Below are 23,119 nucleotides of genomic sequence, written 5' to 3'. Positions count from 1 at the left end.
CGCCCTTTTTTTAAGAGATAATGCTCTAGAGCAGTTTGCGCTGTTCCATGTCCATATGCATGACCCACTGGGTTATGGGCGACACCCCCCGCGAAGGGGTGCTGTGGAACCAGTTAATCTCCGATTTTCCCTGCTCAAGCACGGCCCAGTTGGTAAACTCCGTGCCGAGTACAAGAGCCGGGTTTGGCCCCTCATGCACACGGGCGTGCAGAACGGAACAAGTGCACCAGAAGGTGACGACTTTTTCATCCTTGCCCATGTGGTAGATGATGAGACAAAGTAACTGTGAACCTTTGTCCAGGTCAACTGGCTTGATATCCAGATCTTCCATGGGAAAGCGCAGGGCCATGCCAGTGGCCGAAATATTTTCAACCTGCACTGGTTCTATTTCCATGCCGCGCTTGTAGTGCAGCAGGGGACGGCTGATCTCTGCGGTATTGCGCGGTATGGGTCTGCTGGAATCCATCTCCCACACGCCGATGACGCGTACTTTGTCCTTGGGAGGCTTCACGCGGATAAAAACACGCTTTTGCCCTGTGGAAAGGTCTTCAGGGGAGGCGAGCCGCAACAGGGATTTATTGCGGTTTGGCTCCACCCCCTCGATGACAGAGCGGAATTTGTAAAAGGTGGGTCCCTCGGGCAGTGTGGCGCGAAAGTACACTTCCACCGTCACGCCCGCCAGTTCCCTTGATACATAGTTCAGCACTTCCATGCCCAGCGATGTGGGGGAAATGTATTGCAGCAGCGCGGCCAGCCCTTTGTGGGAAGCGCCTTTGTCCAGAATGTTGATGTCGAATATTTCGTTTTGCGCCTGGGCCGTTTCAAGCATCTGGCGGATAATGGACTTGCGCCGTGCCACCTGCTGCTGTCGTTGTATATATGTTTGCGCGATAATGGCCGTTATGCAAAAAATCACCAGTACGGCAATGCAAACCAGGAGAAGTTGTGTACCCGTCATATGTTCACCAATATATATTGCTGTGCAACGAGTCAGCGCATTCAGAGCACTGTTGAAAATAACCATTTTCAACAGTAATGGTACGCCCGTTACGGAGCTTGACGCGCAGGTGCGCCGCGCTTGTGCCCTCACGGTGAGCGCCTGCTCCCGCGATGGCCAGAGCATTTTTATGTGGCAGTCTCCAGACGAAGGCGCCTTACGGATGGCGACAGCGATTGTAAGGGACAAACCGTGTCGTTACGCATGCTGTCTTCAAGCGTAGTTTCCTGCGTCACAACGCTTTAAGCCTGCGTCGCAACGGCTGAAGCCCGCTGAATCCACGCCACGTTGCGTCGCATTGCACTTTCGTACAGCGTTAGAGCATGGCCCCTTTTCAAGGGCAAAATGCTCTGGTGAAATTGCCCTGCTGTCGTCGCACTGGGGCGAAAAACCGTGCGGCCAGTACTTTTTTCTGCTCGTTTCATGACCAGGGGGGATCAGAGCAGTCCCAACTTGTGCAGATGTATTTCCAGACAGGCCACGGCCGCTGGTGTGACCCCCGAGATGCGTCCTGCCTGGCCCAGGCTGAGTGGGCGTACCCGGCCAAGTTTTTCCGTCACCTCACGGGAAAGTCCGACTACTGTGGCATAATCCATATCAGGGGGCAAGGCCGTGGACTCGAGCTTGGCCGCGCGTGCCACAAGCTCGCGCTGGCGCACCAGGTAGCCCGCATATTTGATTTCCGTTTGTACGCTCTCGCACGCCGCGGTTCCGGCCAGCAGCATCTCTTGTTCCAGAAAGGCTCCCAGTTCGGCCGCAGGCCCGTCAGGGCAGGCCCGCAACAGGGCCGCGAGCTCGTGCAGGTCCAGCTCCGGCCTGCGCAGCACTTCCGCCAGGGTGCGCCCGGCGGGCAGACTTGCCGCCGTATCCCCAAAAGTCGCAGACTCCGCCGGGGCGTCGGCGCTGCCACCATTATACTTGTCGGATGGAATGCGCTTTTGCTCAAGGGCGGCGCGCAGGCGGGCCGCCGCATCCTGTTTACGGCGGAACGTGTCCCACTGGGCGTCGCTCACGAGGCCCAGATCGCGGCCCAGAGGGGTCAGGCGCGTGTCCGCGTTGTCCTCGCGCAGCAGCAGGCGGTGTTCCGCCCGCGACGTGAACATGCGGTACGGCTCCTGCGTGCCGGCGGTGACAAGATCGTCCACAAGCACGGCCATATAGGCCTCGTCGCGGCCGGGCAGGAAGGGCGGCATATCACGCAGGCGGCAGGAAATGTTCAGGGCCGCCCACAGCCCCTGCGCCGCCGCTTCTTCATAGCCTGATGTGCCGTTGATCTGCCCGGCCAGCCACAGTCCCGGCACGGCCTTGCTTTCAAGGGTGGGCATGAGCTGCACGGGATCGGAAAAATCGTACTCGATGGCATAGCCGGGGCGCAGCATGACGGCGTTTTCCAGGCCGCGCACCGCGTGGACCATGTCCAGCTGCACGTCCAGCGGCAGACTGGTGGGAATGCCGTTGGCATACACCTCGGCGCTGTGGAGACCTTCGGGCTCAAGAAATATCTGGTGGCGTTCCCTGTCGGGGAAGCGGGCGACCTTGTCCTCGATGGAAGGGCAGTAGCGCGCGCCCGTGCCCTTGATGATGCCCGTGAACATGGGCGAACGGTCAAAGCCGCTCCGGATGATTTCGTGCGCGCGTTCATTGGTCCAGGTCACATGGCAGGACACCTGGGGCAATACCGGGCCGGGCCCGTGAAAGCTGAACGCCGGGGGCGGATTGTCCCCCTTTTGTTCCTCCAGCACCGAATAGTCGATGGAGGAGTTCAGCAGCCGTGGCGTGGTGCCGGTTTTCAGGCGGCCAAGCGCGAAGCCAAGGGAGCGCAGGCTGTCTGAAAGGCCGATGGCCGGGGCGTCGCCCAGGCGGCCGCCGGGTATGCTGGTAAGCCCCATATGGATGCGGCCGTCCAGAAAGGTTCCCGTGGTCAGCAGCACGTGACGGGCGGAAAAGCTGAGTCCCTGAGCCGTCCGCACGCCGGTGACGCGGTCGTCCCCGGAGGATATGCCGGTGACGGAATCCTGCCAGATGCGCAGGCCGGGAGTGGAGTACAGGGTTTTCTGCACCACGCGCTGGTAGGCCAGGCGGTCCATCTGGGCGCGGGTGGCGCGTACCGCGGGGCCCTTGCTCATGTTGAGCACGCGAAACTGTATGCCCGCCGCGTCGGCCCACAGACCCATCATGCCGCCCAGCGCGTCGATTTCACGGGTCATGTGCCCTTTTGCCAGACCGCCGATGGCGGGATTGCATGAAAGGTAGCCCAGGCGGTCAAGATTGCCGCTGACAAGCAGCACGCTGTGCCCCATGCGGGCCAGGGCCACGGCGGCTTCGCAACCCGCGTGGCCGCCTCCGGCCACGATACAGTCAAAAATGGCGGTGCTGGTATCAGACATGTGCGGGATTCATAAGTATATGGGTGAAGACCTGGGCATCCCTGATGGTCGCCGTAATGGAAGAACTCTCATTGGGTTGGTGGCAGGTGCTCGCAAGGCAGCTCCACACGGCGGCGGCAAGGCCGCGCTGCCGCAACTGGGCCGCGACGGTGGCTCCGCCGATGCCGAGGGTTCTGGCCTCGACGCCGTAAATGCGGGCGACCGCGGCGCTCAGGGCCGTGACCACAGGGCTGGTTTCGGCCACGCAGGAGGCTGCCTGCCGCTGCACCACGCTGACCTCTATCTGCACGTCGTGGTTTTGCTCCACCTCGGCGGCCAGGGCGCGCACCTTGTCCAGCACGGCCTCCGGGTCAACCTGGGGCAGCAGGCGGCAGTCCACATAAAAAACGTCACTGCCGGGCACGGTGTTGATATTGGGCACGTTGGCCTCGTGTTTGCCGGGCACAAAGGTGGACGTGGGCGGCCTGAACAGGGCGTTGGTATCGCCAAAGGCGGCGTGCAGGCCTCTGTGGCAGGCCAGCGCCATGTCCGCTCCGGCCAGAAAGGCGTTGCGGCCCTTGTGCGGGGTGGAGGCGTGGCACTGGACCCCGGTGGTGCGCACCTTGAGCCAGAGCTGGCCCTTCTCGGCCACTTCTATGACGTCGCCCCGGCGCGATCCCGCATCGGGCACGATATACAGGTCGTCGGCACTGAAAAGTTCGGGAGCGGTTTTGAGGATATGCTCCAGCCCATAGGCGCTGCCTGTTTCTTCGTCGGCCATAAAGACAAGACCCAGACTCAGTTCGGGCGTGATGTCGCGCTGGCGCAGTTCTTCAGCCAGCAGCAGCATGCTTGTGACGGCCTGCTGATTGTCTTCTACGCCGCGACCGTACAGCAGGTCGCCTTCCCGCCGGACCTGCCAGGGGTCGGAGAGCCAGGCGGACAAATCGCCCGGGGGAACAACGTCCATATGGCCGAAAAGCCACAGGGCACGTTTTTTTCTGCCGGGGATGCGGGCCACAAGATTGGGGCGCAGGCCCGAAGACACGCGGGAATCAGGGGCGTCGACACGTAAAATATCTGTTATGCCGCAGGCCTCAAGCCATTGCGTGATGAGCGCGGCCTTGGCCTCTTCGCCGTCGCCGCCGTTGTCCGGCCCAAGGGCAGGGCAGGCGGTAAGGGCGCTTTGCAGGGCCACCACACGGTCTTCACGGCCCGCGAGGCCGCGCAACAGGGCGTCCATATCCTTGTGCATGTGTTCCTCCCCTGACTTCAGAGCCACGTATCATAAACCTGCTCTGGCGTCCGTGCCGTCGCTGTTTCGCCATGAAGGCGCGAGGCGGCCCCAGCATGTCTGCCCCGTGAAACCGCGAGGCCGACATTTGAGCGGCAGCAACCGGGCATCCTCCAGAGCAGACTACCTTTGAGAATGGACATTCTCAAAGGGTATGGCAAGCACGTTACAGAGCTTAACAGCCCAGATACTGAACTTGGATGCTGAACCACGCAGACGCCTGCAAGCGGGCGTCTGCCCGTGCAGCCGTCGGCGCAGCGGCATAAAATTGTTCGGCCCCGTTTATGGCCCGCCGCCATTCAGACTGGCGTACCGGCAGACTGGCCTGCCCGCAGCCCGTCGTGTCAGCAGACTGGCGTACCGGGGCTGAAAGCGCAAGGGGCTGCGCAAGCAGCCCCTTGGGAAAAATCTGCGGAACAACCTGCCCGGTCTGGCTCAAAGAAACGGAAAAACGGCTCCGCGCCGCACGGGCGAACCCGTTGACGGAACAAAAGCCGAAAATCCGATGTCTTCCATCCATGGCCGTATACGGGCAAAACCCGTACCTGGCACACTTCGCCTGCGCGGGCATATCCGCCCCCCGGCCGGGTAAGGAAAAATCCAACGACGTCCGAAGGGGTGACGGCCTGCCTAGCGACCCTTGGCGGCGCGCTTGGACGCCTTGAGGGGGTTGACCTTGGCGCCGGAGCCGGCCTGGGCCTTGATATGGGTGGCAAAATTACAGCGACCGCCGACCCACTTTTTGGAGGGCACGGGGTAGCTTGAGCAGAACTGCTCTTCACCAAATTCGCGCACGCGGTCACAGCCAGTACACTGTTCCACCACCGGCGAAAGAACAAAACCGTTAAGCACCACACCGTCAGCGGTCTTGGTGGCGTTTTCCAGAGGGGTCATAGCAAAACCTCCATGCGCAGAAGCGCCGTATTGCGAAATAGCGGCGGCACAGGGCCGCCGGTTCGGAATGGAGAAATATAGCCGAACTTGAGTCGCTGTCAAGAGGGCGATGGGCGGAATTTCCCGGCGGGAGCCAAAGCCGTCACGCTCAGGGTATTGGCAGGGCCGCGCGCCGTAGTCTATCTGACAGGTTTTGCAGGCGATCAGCCGCGCGAGGGCCGTTTTATGCCAGCCCGGCCACACGGCGCGCAAAATTGCGCACCTGCGTCATTTCACGGCACAGCGCCTCATAGTCAAAGCGGGTGTATTTGCCGTCCATATACAGAATTTCGCCGCCCACCATGGTCATGCGGGTTTCCATACCCGTGGCTGCGTAAACGAGGTGGGAAACAACATTATAGACGGGCTGCATGTTGGGGGCGGTCAGGTCAAGGGCCACGCAGTCCGCGGCCTTGCCCACAGCGAGGCTGCCCAGGCGCTCGTCATGCATGGCGGCGGCTCCGCCCAACGTGCCCATGTCCAACACGGTCTGCGCGGGCAAAAGGGTAGGATCCATGCCCGCGACCTTGTGCAGCAGGGCCGTACGTCCCATTTCGGTAAACATGTTCAGCCGGTTGTTGCTGGCGGCTCCGTCCGTGCCAAGGCCCACGGCCATGCCGCGTTCAAGCATGGCGGGCACGGGGGCCACGCCAGAAGCAAGCTTCATATTGGAGGATGCGTTATGGGCTACCACGGCTTTGCCGGCGGCCAGGGAATCAAGCTCGTCAGGGGTGACGTCGACCACGTGGGCAAGGGTGCACGGGGCGTCCAGCAGGCCCATGCGGTGGCAGTAGGCCACGGGTCTGCTGCCGTGCGTGTGCAGGCATATCTGCGTCTCCTCTGTGGTTTCGGCAAGGTGAAAGTGGAGCGGCAGGGCCAGTTCGCAGGCGAGATCGCGGCAGGCCGACAGTATTTCCGGGGTGGTGGTGTAAACGCTGTGCGGATTGACGGCCACGCGCACCCGTGGGTGGCCGGCGTATTTTTCGGCCAGGGCGCGGGTATTCTCAAGCGCGGCCTCAGGGCCGGAAAAGGCCGCGGAAGGAAAGGCGAACACCACTTCACCCCCCAGGCAGCGCAGCCCGGATTCTTCGGCGGCGGCAAGGGCCGCCTCTTCAAAGATATACATGTCAATGTAGGCCGTGGTGCCCGTGCGCAGCATTTCGGCATGGCCCATGAGGCTGCCCAGGCGCACGATTTCAGGGGTAAGCTTTTGCTCAACAGGAAAGATGCGGTTGTTGAGCCACTCCATCAGGGGCATGTCGTCGGCGAGGCCGCGCAGAAAGGTCATGGCGGCGTGGGTGTGCGCGTTGACAAGCCCCGGCAGCAGCACGCATTGCCCAAGGTCAACCTCCTGCTGCGGCTGCCAGCGGGAGGCCACTTCGTGGCGCGGGCCAATGTCCGCCACAAGGCCGTCAAGTACCGCCATGCTGGCGTTTTCAAGGACAGTACGCTCTTTGTCCTGGGTGACAATGAGAGCGGCGTGAACAAGTGTATGGCAAGGGCGCATGGCAACTCCCGCGACGATGTTTGCAAAAAGATTCTGTATCCCTGTCGGGCCGGTGATGGCAAGGCCGGGCACGCTGCGGAGGAGGAGGATTCAAACAGAAGAGTTGTTTATTTTTATTAAATAATTATAGTATGTTGTGAATGTTTTTTTCTGTATGCCGCGCCTTGCCGGCGGGCAGTCACGTCTTTTACAACAGGGGAGGATCGCCGTTTTGCCGCGCGGGGCGCGGCGGAAAGGCTTGCAAGATTGAACGCCAACGTATATAGAAATTCGCTGGTATTGTGCGCAAATCGGCTTTGAGGCGGCCTTGGGGCTGCCCGGCGGTATGCGTGACGTTCAGGCCAATGACTTTGCTACACCTTTGGAGGTGCGTTTTGTTTGAATCAGTAGCCTACGCCATGGGCACGCCCCAGGCCGGTGCCGGCCCCGCCAGCGGAACCGACATGCTTATGCAGTTCCTTCCCCTCATCGTGATGTTCGTCATCTTCTGGTTTCTGCTCATCCGTCCGCAGCAGAAGCGGGCCAAGGCCCACAAGGCCATGCTGGCCGAACTCAAGCGTGGCGACCATGTGATCACGTCCGCCGGACTGATTGGCCGCATCCTTGAAATCGACGATGAACAGGTGCTGCTTGAAAGCGGAGAGTCCAAACTGCGCGTTACGCGCGGCGCCATTGGCGGCCTTGTGCCCGGTAAGGGCGGCAAGGACGACAGCAAGTAGCATCTCTGGTTTTTTGTCATGTCCGGCCCGTGGGCTGGCCTTTGCCAAGGCCGGCTCAGGGGCTTTTGACCCTTGGAACGGGCGGCATGATCCTGGTGCGCGCTGTGTTAGCGTGCTGTTCCACCGTTGCGGGCTCCCGCCCGGCCCGCGGTTGCAAGGCTTCGGGCGAGTCGTGCCCTTCAGGGCATGCTGTGCTTTAAATCTGTTGTTTGGAAGGTGAGCGATGGGTCTGCGCTGGCGCTTGATCTTGGCTTCGTTGGTATTTTTGATTTCTCTTGTGTACGCGCTGCCCAGCGTGCCCGTTATCGGGCCCGCCCTGGAGCGCGTTTTGCCGTCCAGCAAGATCAATCTCGGTCTTGACCTCAAGGGCGGCATACACCTGACGCTGGGCGTGGACGTGGCCAAGGCCGTGAGCAACTCTCTGGCTCTTGCCGGGCAGGACCTGCGCCGCATGGCCCAGGACGAAAAAATAGTGGTGCTGCGCCCCCGCGTCATGGGCGGCACGGCCCTGGAATTTCTTTTGCCCCGCGCCGATAATGAAGCCAAGCTGCGCGAGATCCTGGCCCGCCACTTTCCCCAGCTGAGCGTGGGCCAGCCCCAGGTGGGCGAAGGCGGGCAGTTGCGCTATGTGGCCCATTTTACGCCGGCCGAAGTCAAAAGGATTGAAGAGCTGTCCCTTGATCAGGCCTTGCGCACCATCCGCAACCGTATCGACCAGTTCGGCGTGGCGGAACCCGATATCCGCAAGCAGGCCGGTAACCGCATCCAGGTGCAGTTGCCCGGCATTTCCGACCCGCGCCGCGCCGTGCAGATCATCGGCCAGACCGCGCACCTTGAATTTCATCTGGTTCGCGAAGATGTGGACCCCGGCAAGGCCGTGCTGCCCCCAGGGGTGGTGGTTCTGCCCATGCTGGAAAAGAACGCCGGTCAGCCCGAGGGGCACATCGCTGTTGAAAAAGACTCGATGCTCACCGGCGAAGACGTTGCCGATGCCCGTCCGGCCTTTGACAACATGAACAAGTCCTACGTGACCATGAGCTTCAACGCCCGTGGCGCGCGCATTTTTGAGCGCGTGACCGGTGAGAGCGTGGGACGCCGCATGGCCATCGTGCTTGACGGCAAGGTCTATTCCGCGCCTGTCATCCGCGAACGCATCGGCGGCGGCAAGGCAAGCATTTCTGGCAGCTTCACCACTGCCGAGGCGCAGGACCTGGCCATCGTGCTGCGCGCGGGCTCGCTGCCCGCCCCGGTTTCCGTGCTGGAAGAGCGCAGCGTCGGCCCCTCCCTCGGGCAGGAGGCCATTGACAGCGGCGTGCGCGCCGCCGTTGTGGGCGCGGCTGCCGTAGTGGTTTTCATCGGGTTTTATTACGGTCTCAGCGGCCTTATCGCCAACCTCATGCTCTGTTTCACCATGCTCATCGTTATGGCGGGCATGGGCGCTTTTGGCGCTACCCTGACCCTGCCGGGCATCGCGGGCATCGTGCTGACCATCGGCATGGCGGTGGACGCCAACGTGCTGATCTATGAACGAATACGTGAAGAACTGCGCCTGGGCCTCACGCCGCTGGCATCGGTACGGGCAGGCTTTGACAGGGCCATGGTCTCCATTACGGACGCCAACCTCACGTCCATCATTGTTACAGTCATTCTGTACCAGTTCGGCACTGGGCCCATCAGAGGCTTCGCGGTAACCCTGGGGCTGGGCATTGTTGCCTCCATGTTTACGGCCATCTTTGTTTCGCGGGCCATTTTTGAAGAATGGGCGCGCCATTGCGGTCCCAAGGGTCTGAGCATCTAGCGCGCCGGGAGGCTGTCATGAGTTTTACCTTTATCAAACACGACACCAATATTGACTTCATAGGCAAGCGCTTTTGGGTCTACGGAGCCTCTGCCCTGCTTATCCTGATCGGCATTATTTCCGCCGTATGGGGCAATGGCCTCAAGATGGGCATCGACTTCGCGGGCGGCGTCATCGTGCAGGTGCAGTTTCAGGAACCGGTCGCCGACGAAGCCCTGAAAAAGGGCCTGGATATTCCGGCCCTGCCCGGCATCACCACCCAGCGCTTCGGCGAGGGCGGACGTGACTATCTGCTGCGTTTCAGCAGCGCTGAAAACGCCGACGCAACACATTTGCGCACCACGGTGATGGAAGCCATGGCGGCCACCTTTCCCGGCAATACCGCTGAAATCGTGCGCCTCGAGATCGTGGGCCCCAAGGTGGGCGCAGACCTGACCAACAAGGCCCTCAGCGCGCTGTACTATGCCATTCTGCTCATTGCGGTGTACATCTCCGGTCGTTTCGAACAGCGCTGGATGGCTGGCGCCATCATGGCGGCGGCCCTTTGGGGCGGCATTTATGTGGCCGGTCTTACGGGCCTTAGCATGGGCTGGCTTGTGATGCTGGCTCTGGGCATAACCATGCTGGTATGCTTTGTGTTGCGCCTCAACTTCGCCCTGGGGGCCGTTGTGGGGCTGCTGCACGACGTTGCCATAACTGTGGGCCTGCTTTCGTTGATGAATGTTGAAATCGACCTCAACGTCATGGCGGCCCTGATGACCCTGGTGGGCTTTTCGCTCAACGACACCATCATCATCTATGACCGCCTGCGCGAAAATCTGCGGGCCACGCCCAATCTGGACATGGCGCACCTGATCAACAAGAGCGTCAACCAGACCCTTTCGCGCACCATCCTGACCAGCGGCACGACCCTGCTGTCCACCCTGGCCCTCTATTTCCTCGGTGGCGGCGTCATTCACGATTTCGCCCTTACCATGCTTATCGGCGTGGTCATAGGTACGGCCTCCTCCATCTATGTTTCTTCCGCCATTCTGCTGGCTCTGGGCGACACGGATTTTTACGTCCGTCTTGTGCAGAAAAAAGACCAGTACGAAAGGCCCGGCGAACACGGCATGGTGTAAGGCCGCAATTCGTAAAGGTTTTTGATCGACAGACAGAATCCCCGCACCAGATGGTGCGGGGATTCCGCGTTTTTCGGGCGGGTGCGGGGATGGGAGGCCAAAGCGATGGCGCGGTGAAATGCTTTGTGGGGGAGGGACCCTTTTAAAAAAGGGCCTCCTCCCCCACGCCCCCACCCCCTAAAATTTTTTATTGTGGTTGATTGCGTGAGCCAGAGGCAGCGCCTTCCTGCATCACACAGTTCAAGGGCTATCTGCCTGGGTGTGGGCAAGCGAAGAGGCGAGTCGCGGGCGGCACGCTGGCGCACCGGCAGAGTAGTCACCGGCAGATCAGTAACTGGCAGAGCGGCGCACAGGATTAAGCAGTACACCCGGCAAGCGGCGTATTCAGCCCACAAGATAGAGCATTTACACTTTTTCAAAGTGTAAATGCTCTAACGCTGCACGAAAGTGCGGCGCGCCACAACGTGGCGTGGATTCAGCCGAGCTTTAGCCTTTGTGACGCAGGAAGCTACGGCTAAAGCAACGGCTGCCGCAAAGACAGCATTGATTATCCGTAAGCGGTAAAGCCCCGCTAACGGCTACCGCAAATCGCATTTTTCGGCTGAATGAAAACTTTGAAATGTGAAGCATTTCAAAGTTAATCTGCTCTGGAGCGGCACGTGGGGATCGTGAGGGCGCAAAAAAAGGCCGCAATTGCTTGCGGCCTTGAATCGTCAGCTAGCGGCTGGACTACCAGCGGCGGGGAGCGGGACGCTTTTCTTCAGCCTGATTGACGCGCAGGGCGCGGCCTTCAAATTCCACACCGTTAAGGGCGGAAATGGCGTTACGGGCGTCGTCTTCATTCATTTCCACAAAGCCAAAGCCACGGGCGCGGCCGGTTTCGCGGTCAGAGATGAGCTTAACGGACAGGGGCTCGCCATGAGCGGAAAAGAGATCACGAACGCTGTCTTCGGTAGCGGACCAGGGCAGGTTGCCCACGTAGATGGAAATAGCCATTTGAGACTCCATTTTTGTTGTTCTGGGTGCAGACTTTCCGCTGGAAGCCTTACCCACGTAAGTCTCTGGCAAAAAAAAATACTGGACCCAATCAGTGAGAGCACTCTACGAGGGTCGGAAAAGACTGTCAAGAGAAATGCGCGGTATGCAACTCTGCAAAATTGGTCAGAATCCTTGCCTGGCATGGCAGGAGGCTGTAAAACCCGCAATTCTGTAGGTTTTACTCTTTGTACGCCTCAATAGTCAGGCTCACTACATAGTCTGCAAGTTTTTTGCCGTGGGGCAGGTTTTTTGCAATTTCTGCGTACAGCGGGTCATTCCAGTCCTGCATGCTCTGCACATAGTCGGGGTTGGGGCGCAGCGCAAAACGGGAAAATCCGGTTTTTTCCACAATGGCCCTGGTTTGCTCAACCAGAATGGCTCCGCCCACGCAACCCACCAGAGCCGCGGCCATCGTGCGGATGTTTTCCGGCAGCGGCTTGAGGAGGGCAAGGTCTGACACCGCAGCCTTGCCGCCGGGTTTCAGGACGCGAAAAATCTCTCGCCACACCTGTTCTTTGTCGGGCGAAAGATTGATGACGCAGTTGGACAGAACCACATCAACGCTGTTGTCGGCAACAGGCAGATGCTCGATTTCTCCCAGGCGGAATTCCACGTTCTCGAGCCCGGTGAGCTGGCTGTATGACGCAATGTTTTTTCGCGCCCTGTCGAGCATCTCGGGCGTCATGTCCACGCCGATGACGTGCCCGCTTGCGGTCACCTTTTCACCAGCCTGAAAAGCGTCAAAGCCGCCGCCGCTGCCAAGGTCAAGAACGGTCTGGCCGGGCATGAGCGCGGCCATGGCTACAGGATTGCCGCACGAAAGGCCCATGTTGGCGCCCTCGGGCAAACGTGCAAGGGTCGCGGCATCGTAACCCAGCGTTTGCGCCAGCCTGGTGGGGTCGGCAACATTGCCGCGCTGGCCGCAACAGCAGGAACGCTGCTGCCCCGTGGCTATGGCCGCATAGCCGGAACGAACGGTTTCCCTGACGTGCTGGTCGCTTGTGGGTGTGCTGGAGTGCTTCATGCTGTTCTCTTTATTTTAATATTTCAAATATAGTTGAATTGTTGTGATAAAAAAATTACTTGCAGCAGCGCACGGGCAGCACCGCTGCCGACACCGTGCTTTGGGCCCGGAACCGCTCGCACTGTTCGGGATGGCCCGCGCAGCACTCTTCAGTAAGATAGGCGATGGTTTCCAGCATCAGGGGGATGTTGGCCCTGTAGCGCAGAAAGCGCCCCTCTTTTTCCACCGTGATAAGGCCGGTGCGCAAAAGCCCCTTGAGGTGGAATGAAAGGTTGGTGCCGGGGATTTGCAGGTGTTTGGCTATTTCTCCCGCCACCAGCCCGTCAGGAGCAAAGCGTACAAGCAGCCGAAAGAGTTGTAGGCGCACGGGCGAAGACAGGGCTTCAAAGAGTGTGCTGGCGTGGGTGACTTCCATAGATCAATATTTCAACTTCTTTTGAAATATGTCAATGGGCTTGTCGCAGGGGGGATCACTGCGGGGCAGTGCAACGTAAAGCTGCAAGCGCGGATTGCCCGCGCTGTTACGCCCTTGGCGGCGGGTGGGCCATCCTTGAAAATAGAGCAGTTAACGAATGAAATGAGTTAACTGCTCTGCAAGGATTTTCCTGAAAATCCTTGCCACGAAATGCGAGAAGGCAGGCTTTTGCCTGCCGTAAGCGAGCATTTCAAGTGTTAAATGCTCTAGCTGTTGCGGAGGTGCGGAGCTTTTGTCGTTACGTCCGTTGCCTGCGCAAAAGAAAGCAGCAGTGAACGGCGGCAGCGGCGGCAAAGGCGGTAATAAGCGCTCCCAGCATGTCCAGAGGGTAATGCACGCCAAGATATATTCTTGCCCAGGCCGTCGCCAGACCCAGCAGCAGGAGCACTGCGCCCAGGGCGCGTTCCTTGGGGCAAAAGAGCAGAGCAGCGGCCAATGAAAACAGAAAGGTGCCGTGAAAGCTGGGGAAGGATGCTGTGGGAGCGTGGTCAATCAAGGTGTGCCCGAGGTCAATAACAAAGGGCCGGGGAGTATAATGGATTTTCCTGATGGCGTAGGCCGCGGCCATGGCCAGGGACACTGACAGCAGGAGACGCATGGCGACGGCTTTTTCAGATTTTCGCCGTACCAGTACGTAGAGCGCCGCGAGCACCGCGAGAGCTATGGGCAATTCAGCCAGAAGGCGGGCAATGGCAATGAGAGCAACAGGTGAAGATTCATCGGCGTTCAGCGTCAGAAAAAGTTCGTGATTCAGGGACTGCATGGCTGTTCTTTCGTGGTGGTGTTTTATATGTGGAAGGCCGCCTGATGGCGGTTTTTCTGGTGCAACAGGGGCATGCCTTGCCCGCTGGCGGCAGGTGGCGCGGAGGCGTGGAGCCTGCAAATTTTTTCAAAGGCAAAATGCTTTAAATGCAAAGTCCGCCAAGGCGTGTTGTGCCTCGGCGGACTCTACTGATTGTCTTGGTGGGCCCACCAGGATTCGAACCTGGGACAGGCCGGTTATGAGCCGGAGGCTCTACCAACTGAGCTATAGGCCCCAAGGAGTGGAACTATAGACGCAAGTTGTGTGTCGGTCAAGTCAACAAGGCAGAACTGCCGGATTTTCATAACATTGCCGCCGGACTAGAGCAGACGGACTTTGAAATGCTTCACCTTTCCAAGTTGTCACTACATGGCGTTGCCGGTTTCAAGCAGGGCGATCTGTTCGTCCATGGCTTTTTTCAGCGGCAGGGGCAGGCCCATGATGTCCACATTGAGGAAGCCCCGCACGATGGTGGATGCCGCTTCATCTTCATCCAGACCACGCGCCATGAGGTATTCAATTTCTTCCTGGGCGATCTTGCCGACGGCTGCTTCATGCGACAGTTCCACTCCGTCCTGGTTGCTGTCGAGTTCGGGTATGGCGTGGATGCGCCCCCCGCCCAGTATGAGCCCTTTGCATTCAAGGTGCCCTCTGGCGGGCGCTGCGGAAGCGCCGATGAAGCCCCGGTTGATGATGGTGCCCCCCGTGGTGAGGGTGCGCGAGATGACCTCGCCGCGCGTGTCGGGGGCGTTGAGTTCGATGCGGTTGCCGCAGTCCACATGGGAGCCTGTGGGGGCGACGATGACGGAGTTGAAGCGGGCCACAGCGCCCTGACCCTGCAGCTTCATGGTGGGGTACATCTGCAGATCGGCCACAGGCTTGAGCAGGATGTAATTGTTCTGAAACTCGCCCCCGGCTTCCACAATGCCCGCCGAACGGGGACGCACCGTGGTGCTTGTGCCCCAGTTGTGGATCATAGTGAAGGTGAGCTTGCCGCCCTTTTCCACATAGTATTCGGTAATGCCGAGGTGGGCGGTGTCATTGGCGTCGTGGGCCGTGGCGCACCCGCCAAGGATGTGCAGCTCAGCGCCTTCTTCAACAATCACGATGTTGTGGATGCTCTGGCCCGCGCCGTGCCCCTTGATGAACATGCAGGACTGCACAGGCTGGCTGATTCTGGCCCCTTTGCGGGCGCGGACAAAATAGCCGCCATTGCAGTGTTCGCGCGTGAGCCGGGTGAATTCGTCCTTGTCAGGATCAAGCAGCTTCCAGAAATACTGGGGCAGGCCGTCGAATTTTTTCAGCGCGGTGCGGATGTCCATAAGGTCAAGACCTTCATGACTGGTCTGGCAGTGAACACCCGCATGGTTGAGTTGCATGAACGCGCCGCTGACGGAGCGGTCGTTGACGTCAATGCCTGCCAGAACAAGGCGTTCCCTGTCTTCAGCGGGCAGGCTGGCGAGGTCTTCGATGGGGGCGGCGCTTTCGTTGCCGCTGAAGCTGTATCGGGAAAGATTTACATTGCTCATTTGAGGGGAGCCTCCGCAATTTGACCAGACATGTCGCCAGCCAGGCAGCGCAGGCATTCCTGGTAACCGTGTTTGGCAATGTGCTCCAGAATTTCACGCGGCCCGGCTTCACAGCACAGTTTGCCGTTGTACATGACCTGGCCCCTGTGAGCGTTGACGTACTCCAGAATGTGCCCTGTGTGGGTAATGATGAGGCCGCTTGTACAGCGCGCCTTTTCACGCTGCCGCAGCGTGGCGCAACATCGATCCGGCATGCCGTCAAGCAGGTTGCGCACGGTCTGGCCCACGAGGGTCATGTTTTCAAGGTCCACGCCCGATTCCGGCTCGTCGAAAAGCAGCAGGTCGGGCTGCTGGGCCATGAGTTGCAGGAGTTCAGACCGCTTGATTTCGCCGCCTGAAAACCCCGCGTTGACGTCGCGGTCCAGAAATTTGTCAAAATGCACTTTGCGGGCCATGGCCGAAATATCCATCTTTCGTCCGCGTCCGCACAGTTCCACCAGTTTGCCCGTGGGCAGTCCGTGGATGGTGGGCGGCCGCTGGAAGGACATGCCAAGGCCAAGGCGCGCCCTCTCGTACATGGGGGCATGGGTTATGTCCGTATCCTTGAAAATAATCTGCCCCTGGGTGACGGTATAGCCTGAAACGCCCATAAGCGTCATAAGCAGGGTAGTCTTGCCGGAACCGTTGGGGCCAAAGAGGATGAATGTTTCGCCGGGTTTTATGTGAAGGTCTATGCCCTTGAGCACGGGCGTGCCCTTGACCTCCACATGCAGGTCATGAATTTCAAGCATCGCTGTCTCCGGTTTCTCCAAGATATTCCATCACATCGTAATGCACATGATCCAGAATGTGGGTCAGCCTGGAGACGCACTCGTCTCCCACGGCCTTGGCCAGCAGATCCACGATAAAGGCAGCTCGTTTGGCATTGACCAGGGCGTCGTAGCCCGGATCCGCACTGTAGGGTATGGCGCTGACGGCGTCACTGAAGTTTTGAAGCATTTCCCGGCTGAGGTTTTTGATGGGTTCGGGTTCGTCATTAATATAGGCGATATCGTCCCGCAGCTCCAGCATCACCGGCTTGCCGTGCATATAAGCGATGCACACTTTCATGGTATTCCCCTTGGTTTTGCAGATGCCGCATAGTGGCAAACTTGCAAGCCTGTGTCCAGTGGGGGCGGCGGTGGAACAGGGTCGGGGCCCGCGGCCGCCCTTGCGGTACAATACGCTACTGGGTATCATAAAAAAGAGTGTATGGAGGTAGCCATGTATGTGATTACCGGTGGCGCGGGTTTTTTGGGCAGCGCTCTTTTGTGGCAACTCAACTGCATGAATATTGAAGATATTGTGATTGTCGACAACCTGGCCAGAAGCGACAAGTGGCGCAACCTGGTCAAGCGCCGTTATGTGGACTATCTGCACAGGGATCGGTTTTTCGATCTCATGAAGCGCGACGCCCTGCCCTGGGAGGTCAGCGCCGTGGTGCATCTTGGCGCGTGTTCCGCCACCACGGAAAAGGACGCGGATTTTCTGATGGAAAACAACTTCCACTACAGCCGCGACCTCTGCCGTTATACCCTGGATAAGGGGGCCCGCTTCATCAACGCCAGTTCCGCAGCCACCTACGGCGACGGATCGCTGGGGTTCAGCGACGACGAGATTCTTGTGCCGCGTTTGCGGCCTTTGAATATGTACGGCTACTCCAAGCAGCTTTTCGACCTCTGGCTCTTGCGCGAAGGCTTGCAGAACGAAGTGGTCAGCCTGAAGTTCTTTAATGTTTACGGCCCCAACGAGTACCACAAGGGCGATATGCAGAGCGTGGCCGCCAAGGCCCACAGGCAGATCAGAAAAGAGGGCAGCCTGAACCTGTTCAAATCGGACAGGCCGGACATGGCTGACGGCGAGCAGAGCCGCGACTTTGTCTATGTCAAAGACTGCACGGCCCTTATGGCCTGGTTGCTGGAGCGCAACGACGTTTGCGGCATCCACAACGTGGGCACTGGCACGGCCCGCAGCTTCAACGAACTGGCCCAGGCCGTGTTTGCCGCTCTTGAGCTGCCATGCCGCATCAACTATGTGGACATGCCCGAAACGCTGAAGGGGCGCTACCAGCACTATACCGAAGCCGCCATGGGCTGGCTTGAGCGCGTGGACTGCCCGCTTGCCTTTACGCCGCTTGAAGAGGGCGTTGCCGACTACGTTTGCGGCTATCTGGAGAATGAAGACCCCTATCTGTAGTGGGTCGACAGTTTTTTCGCGCCGGATTTGGCAGGTACTTTCGCGCCGAATTTTTTACGGGAGCGGGCTTTTCATGGCCGCCCCGAACCGCATTACTTTCGACAACCGACGGCTCAAGGGCCAATGCAGGAAGCCCAGCGGGCCGCTCTGTGATTTCAGCAAGCATGGCGAACCCTTGAGCCATTGTGCAGAAAAAGCCCGGCACGTGTGAACGTGCCGGGCTTTTGAACATTCGTGGACAGCGTTTGGGCATGTGACTTTTTCCAAAGTCAAAATGTTCTGAACCATCGCTTATATCAGAAAACCCTTTGTATTACACTATACTATAGTAAAAGTTTTAGAGCATTTTCACTTTGAAATTGCTCTGGCGACTGCGTGAGCAGGCGCCCGCAGCGAAGGCGTAAGCGCAGCTTCAGCCGTTGCTTTAGCCGTTGTGACGCAGGCTTCAGCCGTTGCGACGCAGGAAGCTACGGATAAAGACAGCCTGAGTAACTACACAATTCACTCCATACAATCGCTGTCGCCATTCGTAAGGCTCGCAGACTCGCCAACGACTGCCGCGAAGCTACGGATAAAGACGGCAATGAGTTACGCAAAAATCTTACTCAAAGAGTCGCTGTCGTTATCCGTAAGCCCTGCGGGCAACGGCTGCCGCGAAGACAGCGCCGCTATTTATTTGCGCTGTTAAGCGCCGAAGCATGCGTGTCTTAAACTTTGAGAATGTCCATTCTCAAAGTTAATCTGGTCTAGGGGGTGGGGGCGTGGGGGAGGAGACCCTTTTACAAAAGGGTCCCTCCCCCACAAAGCATTTCAAAGTAAAACTACTTTACTCTTCCGTATCTTCCTCTGGCGTGGCGTCCCGCGGGGTTTCGCCGTCCAGGCCCAGGCGGGCCAGCCGTGCGGCCTCCTGCTTGCGTTCGCGCGTGCCCAGGGGTTTGCGCGATTCAAAGTCCTGACTGCGTTCCTGCTGGCGGGCAAAAACCAGAAATCCCGTATGCGCGTTCATGCGGTCTTCGGGCCGCAGGCGGTCAGCCACGGGCTTCCAGCGGCGGATGAGAATCTCGCAGACTTCCACATCCGCAAAGGGGCCGCGCTCAAGGCCGAGCAAAAGCTTGCTGACCTGATCCACCGTGGGCAGCAGAAAGCCGAAGCTTGCGCCGGGGCGCACGGCCGCCACCGCGTGGTCAAGATATTCCCAGGGGGTGCGCACGTCCAGAAAGAGGGCGTCCGCGCCTGTGACGGCAAAGCCTTGGGCCACGTCGCGGTTGTGCAGCTCAACGTTGTCTCCCACGCCCGCCCATTCAAGGTTCTTGCGGGCCAGAGCCATGAATTCCTCGCGGGCCTCATGGCTGACAACGCGCCCGGTGGGGCCGCAGAACCATGAAAGGCCCGTGGTCAGGCCGCCGGAACCACACCCGGCCTCAATGATGGTGCGGCCGGGGCCAGCGCCAAGACGCAGGCAGATGTAGGCGATATCCTTGGGATATATGATCTGCGTCTGACGTTTGAGGGTCTTGAGGCGGTCGTAAAGGGTGGCTTCCATTACCTGTATGGGCACCTGCTGATTGGTGTAAACCACACTGCCGAAATCGCAGCGGGTCACATCAGAGGCCAACAGGGTGCCGTCGTTGCTGTGCCAGTTCTGGTCTTCGACCAGGCGTTTGGTGTAGCGGCGGCCCTTGGGCGTCACGTAAACAACAAGAGAACCATAGGGAATCATGCATTTCCTTTGTGTTGCGGCGTTGGGCGCGTAAAGTCGCGGAAGGGGCCGGTTGTCCGGCCCCTGGAAGCTGAGAACGCAGGGAAACGCTGATTTATTCCGTTTGGCGGCGTTGCTTCACTTTTTTTGAAACAGTCGAGGACGGAAGAGTCCACTCCTGCTTCAAAAAAAGATCGCGCCTTGCCAAACGAAACAACCGCGCGTTTCCAGGAGGCTCTTTAATCAGTGTTTTCATAGAAAAAAATCAGAACATCTGGCGCATAAGGTCTTCGCCGCCCTGTGAGGTGTCCACCACGCTGTCGTCCTCGGTGGAGGCGGCCGTGGCCGAAGCGCCCTCTATGGGCATGTCGGAGCGGAAGGCGAGGCCGTCCTTCATGACAATACCCTCCGGCATGACGAAATCGTCGGCAGGATAGCGGTCTTCCACTTCCACGCGATAGGCGCGGAAGATGGGGGCGGCGGTGCGTCCGCCCTGTTCAAGGCGGCCCAGGCTCTGCAACTGGTCGTAGCCCACGTAGATGCCCGTGACCAGATGGGGAGAAAAGCCCACAAACCAGGCATCGTGCTCTTCGTTGGTGGTGCCGGTTTTTCCGGCGATATTGTACCCCGGAACCTTGGCGCGGCTGCCAGTGCCCGCGTTGACCACCTGCTTGAGCAGGGTAGCCATCATAAAGGCGTTTTGCGGGGTGAGGGCCTGCCATTGCTCCACATCCTGCCGGTAGAGCACGCGGCCCTTGGGATCGGCGATGGAGGTGATGATGCGTGGGCGCACGCCCAGGCCCTTGTTGGCGAAGGCCGCGTATGCCTGGGTGAGGTTGAGGGGCGAAACCGCCACAGCGCCCAGGCTGACCGAAAGTTCCTGCGGGAAGTGGGGTTCAAGCCCCAGAGCCTTGGCCCGCTGGATGACGTTGGCAATGCCCACCTGCTGGGCTATGCGCACCGTGCACGTATTGCGCGACAGCGCCAGCGCGGTATGCAGGGGCAGTTCGCCCTTGTAGTTCTTTTCGTAGTTGGAAGGCCGCCATACCTCGTTGGTATAGGGGTTCACATACACAAAGGGCGCGTCCAGCACTGTTGAGAGCGCGGTGAAGCCCATGTCCAGCGCCGTGGAATAGACCACCGGCTTGAAACTGGAACCGGGCTGGCGACGGGCCTGGGTTGCGCGGTTGAAATGGCTGTCGCCGAACTGGTAGCCGCCGATAAGGGCCACCACGTCGCCGTTTTCAGCCTCCACCGAGGCAATGGCGCCCTGCACCGCCGGTTCCTGCTGCAAGAGCAGGGCAATGGGCGTGCCTTTTTTGGCAGTGCCGGGGTCAAAGGGCTGGGTTTTCTTTTCCTTGCGGCCCTTGGCTCCTGTTTCCACAATAGTGGTTTCAGCGGCGGACACCCAGATGAGGTCGCCAGGGCTGAGCACCTGTTTGGCATCCTTGACGGCAGGAGCATAAATGCCCGCCACCTTGGGATTGGGCTTACGCGCCCAGGACATGTCGGCCACCGGGATGACGCCCGTATACCCCTGGCCAAGGCTCACGCGCGCTTCCTTGGCTTCCACCTGGGTCACGACGGCCTTGACCCAGCTGTCGCCAGCGAGATCCAGCGGACTGAAGCTCTTCTGGGCAAGAAAGCTCTTCTGCTTTTCCGCATCCAGCTTTTCCAGAGGGCCACGCCAGCCCTGGCGTTTGTCCAGTTCTTCGAGGCCCTGCCGCAGCGCGGCTCCTGCCGCGTACTGATGGACCGGCTCCATGGCTGTATGCACGGTAAGACCGGCTTCGTACACGTAATCCGCGCCGGTTTTGTCGGTTTCTATGCCAAGGGCCCTGAGGTTCTGTTCCGTAAAAAATTCTATGAGCAGGCGGCGGGCTTCTTCAAGGTACCACTGGGCCGCGCCGCCCATGCCCTCGGGCATGCTCCAGTAAACCAGAGGCTCGGCTGCGGCTTTTTCGTATTCCTCATTGGTGATCCATTTGAGGTCGCGCAAACGGCCAAGCACGTACATTTGCCGGCTCTTGGCCTCTTCTGGCCGCCGGAAAGGGTTGTATGTGCTGGGAGCCTTGGGCAGCCCGGCGATAACGGCGCTTTCAGCCAGCGTGATGTCCGAGGCGTGCTTGCCAAAGTAGGTGCGCGCGGCGGCCTCCACGCCATAGGCGTGTTCACCGAGGTATATCTGGTTGAGATAGATGGTGAGGATCTGGTCCTTGGTATAGGTCTTTTCCAGATCATAGGCCAGAATGGCCTCTTTCATCTTGCGGGTATAGCTGCGTTCGGAGGTCAGCAAAAGCTGCTTGATAAGCTGCTGGGTGATGGTGCTGCCGCCCTCGCCCTGGCGTCCCTTGCGAAAATTGTTGATGGCCGCGCGCAGGATGGCCGTGGGGTCCACGCCCATATGGCGGTAGAACGCGTCGTCTTCAGCGGCCAGAAAGGCCATGGGCAGATAACGCGACATCTCTTTGAGGCCGATGACGTAACGCTTTTCATGAAAAAGCGTGCCCAGTGTAGAGCCGTCGCGGGCCAGAATGACCGTGGCCTGAGGCTGCTTGTACTCTGCTATGCGGTTAATGTCCGGAAGGTCGCGCGAGGCCCAGTAAAAGAGCATGACCACGCCGCTTCCGCCAAGAATGCCGCAAACCAGTATAATGCCAATCAGCCAGAGAGTGATTTTTTTCCACGACAGACGAATTTTCATGGCAGGGCGATACCGTTTTTTTGCTTCGGCGTAAAGTGCGCGTCCAAAGCGCCGGGTGCGGCGGGCTGCGAAATGTGCGGACGGGGGCTGTACGCCTGAAATGGTGGATGAGGACGCATTTTACAAACAAACAATTGTAAATTGCAGATATGCTGGTTTGTCGAGCAAGCTCTTTTGAAATTGCTCAGGCCGCGCAAACCGCTCTTGCCGTGAAGACGCGGCACAGTGTCCGGGCCGCGCGCGGTTTGTCCGTGCTGTTGCGCGCCGAGCGGGCATATCATAACGGCATATCGTAACGAGCGGACCGTGCGGATATATGGTAGCGCGCGCCGTGCCCTTTGCGAAGTGTATTTTTACGGCAGTTCGCGCCAAAAATAAAAAGCGGAAGGTTTCCCTTCCGCTTTTTTCCGAAATGTAACGGCTCGGACTACACGCAGCCGGTGGGCTTGGGCAGACCGGCCATTTTGCATGCGCCTTTGCCGGGGCCGGAGGGGAACAGTTCGTAAACTTCCTTCAGCTTGTACCCGGTGTTCTTGGACAGAATGCGGACCATGGGGGCGATGCCGTTCTTCTTGTAGTAATCCTGCAGGAAGTCAAGAATCTTCTGATGGTCGGCGGTGATTTCAGAGATGCCTTCGGATTCTTTCACATAATCCATCCATTCGGGGCACCAGTCGTCAAAACGCAGAAGGAAGCCGTCTTCGTCAACTTCAAAGCTTTTACCTTTATAGGTGATCTCAGCCATGCGTGTGTCCTCCTTGGACAGATAGTACTCAACCTCGCCGGAGCAAGATACTCCTGGCGCAGCCAACCGGGGTTTCCCGGCCGAATTCCTCCGATGGGGCGCGAAAGCGTAATGCAATCACAACGAATGCCTT

The 23,119-nt window shown here is 59.2% G+C and carries 20 protein-coding genes and 1 tRNA gene; 4 read left to right on the top strand and 17 right to left on the bottom strand.

The window, feature by feature from the left end; translation table 11 throughout:
- Positions 1-25 precede the first annotated feature (25 nt).
- The 6 genes from ACZ5DH_RS10340 to ACZ5DH_RS10315 all read right to left on the bottom strand — a co-directional run bounded on the left by ACZ5DH_RS10340 (position 26) and on the right by ACZ5DH_RS10315 (position 7,097).
- Positions 26-958 carry a PilZ domain-containing protein gene (locus tag ACZ5DH_RS10340; protein ID WP_464254207.1) on the bottom strand — a complete coding sequence of 311 codons (933 nt, stop codon included), beginning with the start codon at positions 956-958 and terminating at the stop codon, positions 26-28.
- 476 nt (positions 959-1,434) lie between these two features.
- Positions 1,435-3,384, bottom strand: coding sequence for a tRNA uridine-5-carboxymethylaminomethyl(34) synthesis enzyme MnmG (mnmG, locus tag ACZ5DH_RS10335; protein WP_464254206.1), 1,950 nt, complete (start codon positions 3,382-3,384; stop codon positions 1,435-1,437).
- The gene (locus ACZ5DH_RS10330) at positions 3,377-4,618 is read right to left on the bottom strand and encodes a M20 family metallo-hydrolase (RefSeq protein WP_464254205.1); all 1,242 of its coding nucleotides are present in this window, start codon (positions 4,616-4,618) and stop codon (positions 3,377-3,379) included. The genes mnmG and ACZ5DH_RS10330 overlap by 8 nt, the downstream gene beginning before the upstream one ends.
- Before the next feature lie 214 nt (positions 4,619-4,832).
- Complete coding sequence (locus ACZ5DH_RS10325) at positions 4,833-5,177, bottom strand: hypothetical protein (protein ID WP_464254204.1); 345 nt, start codon at positions 5,175-5,177, stop codon at positions 4,833-4,835.
- 110 nt (positions 5,178-5,287) lie between these two features.
- Complete coding sequence (locus tag ACZ5DH_RS10320) at positions 5,288-5,551, bottom strand: PxxKW family cysteine-rich protein (RefSeq protein WP_464254203.1); 264 nt, start codon at positions 5,549-5,551, stop codon at positions 5,288-5,290.
- 223 nt (positions 5,552-5,774) lie between these two features.
- Positions 5,775-7,097 carry an amidohydrolase family protein gene (locus ACZ5DH_RS10315; protein ID WP_464254202.1) on the bottom strand — a complete coding sequence of 441 codons (1,323 nt, stop codon included), beginning with the start codon at positions 7,095-7,097 and terminating at the stop codon, positions 5,775-5,777.
- 374 nt (positions 7,098-7,471) lie between these two features.
- Here ACZ5DH_RS10315 and yajC point away from each other — a divergent pair, with 374 nt between their 5' ends.
- The 3 genes from yajC (at position 7,472) to secF (ending at position 10,735) form a co-directional block, all read left to right on the top strand.
- Complete coding sequence (gene yajC / locus ACZ5DH_RS10310; protein WP_291302466.1) at positions 7,472-7,816, top strand: preprotein translocase subunit YajC; 345 nt, start codon at positions 7,472-7,474, stop codon at positions 7,814-7,816.
- A 223-nt stretch (positions 7,817-8,039) separates the two neighbouring features.
- Positions 8,040-9,614: a protein translocase subunit SecD gene (gene secD, locus ACZ5DH_RS10305; RefSeq protein WP_464254201.1), complete on the top strand. Its 1,575-nt coding sequence runs from the start codon at positions 8,040-8,042 to the stop codon at positions 9,612-9,614.
- A gap of 17 nt (positions 9,615-9,631) precedes the next feature.
- On the top strand, positions 9,632-10,735 hold the full coding sequence (gene secF / locus ACZ5DH_RS10300) for a protein translocase subunit SecF (RefSeq protein WP_464254200.1): 1,104 nt from the start codon (positions 9,632-9,634) through the stop codon (positions 10,733-10,735).
- Between the two features lie 729 nt (positions 10,736-11,464).
- On the opposite strand, the gene ACZ5DH_RS10295 is transcribed toward secF, so the two are convergent.
- From ACZ5DH_RS10295 to ACZ5DH_RS10260, 8 genes are all read right to left on the bottom strand, one after another.
- Positions 11,465-11,731 carry an RNA recognition motif domain-containing protein gene (locus ACZ5DH_RS10295; protein WP_464254199.1) on the bottom strand — a complete coding sequence of 89 codons (267 nt, stop codon included), beginning with the start codon at positions 11,729-11,731 and terminating at the stop codon, positions 11,465-11,467.
- 220 nt (positions 11,732-11,951) lie between these two features.
- The gene (gene arsM / locus ACZ5DH_RS10290; RefSeq protein WP_464254198.1) at positions 11,952-12,797 is read right to left on the bottom strand and encodes an arsenite methyltransferase; all 846 of its coding nucleotides are present in this window, start codon (positions 12,795-12,797) and stop codon (positions 11,952-11,954) included.
- A 55-nt stretch (positions 12,798-12,852) separates the two neighbouring features.
- Complete coding sequence (locus ACZ5DH_RS10285; RefSeq protein ID WP_464254197.1) at positions 12,853-13,212, bottom strand: ArsR/SmtB family transcription factor; 360 nt, start codon at positions 13,210-13,212, stop codon at positions 12,853-12,855.
- A gap of 298 nt (positions 13,213-13,510) precedes the next feature.
- Positions 13,511-14,035: a phosphatase PAP2 family protein gene (locus ACZ5DH_RS10280; protein ID WP_464254196.1), complete on the bottom strand. Its 525-nt coding sequence runs from the start codon at positions 14,033-14,035 to the stop codon at positions 13,511-13,513.
- 198 nt (positions 14,036-14,233) lie between these two features.
- A tRNA-Ile gene (locus ACZ5DH_RS10275) sits at positions 14,234-14,309 on the bottom strand.
- A 130-nt stretch (positions 14,310-14,439) separates the two neighbouring features.
- The gene (locus ACZ5DH_RS10270) at positions 14,440-15,603 is read right to left on the bottom strand and encodes a SufB/SufD family protein (RefSeq protein WP_464254195.1); all 1,164 of its coding nucleotides are present in this window, start codon (positions 15,601-15,603) and stop codon (positions 14,440-14,442) included.
- Positions 15,600-16,394, bottom strand: a complete 795-nt coding sequence (locus ACZ5DH_RS10265) for an ABC transporter ATP-binding protein (RefSeq protein ID WP_464254194.1) — start codon at positions 16,392-16,394, stop codon at positions 15,600-15,602. The genes ACZ5DH_RS10270 and ACZ5DH_RS10265 overlap by 4 nt, the downstream gene beginning before the upstream one ends.
- The gene (locus ACZ5DH_RS10260) at positions 16,387-16,713 is read right to left on the bottom strand and encodes a hypothetical protein (RefSeq protein WP_291300974.1); all 327 of its coding nucleotides are present in this window, start codon (positions 16,711-16,713) and stop codon (positions 16,387-16,389) included. The genes ACZ5DH_RS10265 and ACZ5DH_RS10260 overlap by 8 nt, the downstream gene beginning before the upstream one ends.
- Positions 16,714-16,866: 153 nt before the next feature.
- Here ACZ5DH_RS10260 and rfaD point away from each other — a divergent pair, with 153 nt between their 5' ends.
- Positions 16,867-17,838, top strand: coding sequence for an ADP-glyceromanno-heptose 6-epimerase (gene rfaD / locus ACZ5DH_RS10255; RefSeq protein ID WP_464254193.1), 972 nt, complete (start codon positions 16,867-16,869; stop codon positions 17,836-17,838).
- An 826-nt stretch (positions 17,839-18,664) separates the two neighbouring features.
- Here rfaD and ACZ5DH_RS10250 read toward each other — a convergent pair.
- From ACZ5DH_RS10250 to ACZ5DH_RS10240, 3 genes are all read right to left on the bottom strand, one after another.
- Positions 18,665-19,558 carry a tRNA (adenine-N1)-methyltransferase gene (locus tag ACZ5DH_RS10250; protein ID WP_464254192.1) on the bottom strand — a complete coding sequence of 298 codons (894 nt, stop codon included), beginning with the start codon at positions 19,556-19,558 and terminating at the stop codon, positions 18,665-18,667.
- Positions 19,559-19,802: 244 nt separating this feature from the next.
- Entirely contained in the window at positions 19,803-22,241 is a 2,439-nt protein-coding gene (locus ACZ5DH_RS10245; protein ID WP_464254191.1) for a penicillin-binding protein 1A, read from the bottom strand.
- Positions 22,242-22,668: 427 nt separating this feature from the next.
- On the bottom strand, positions 22,669-22,986 hold the full coding sequence (locus ACZ5DH_RS10240; RefSeq protein WP_012625537.1) for a TusE/DsrC/DsvC family sulfur relay protein: 318 nt from the start codon (positions 22,984-22,986) through the stop codon (positions 22,669-22,671).
- Between the last annotated feature and the right edge of the window lie 133 nt (positions 22,987-23,119).

This window comes from Desulfovibrio simplex, assembly GCF_055387835.1.
Note: the sequence above shows the minus strand (reverse complement) of the source record. Positions and strands in the feature narration are given on the sequence as shown.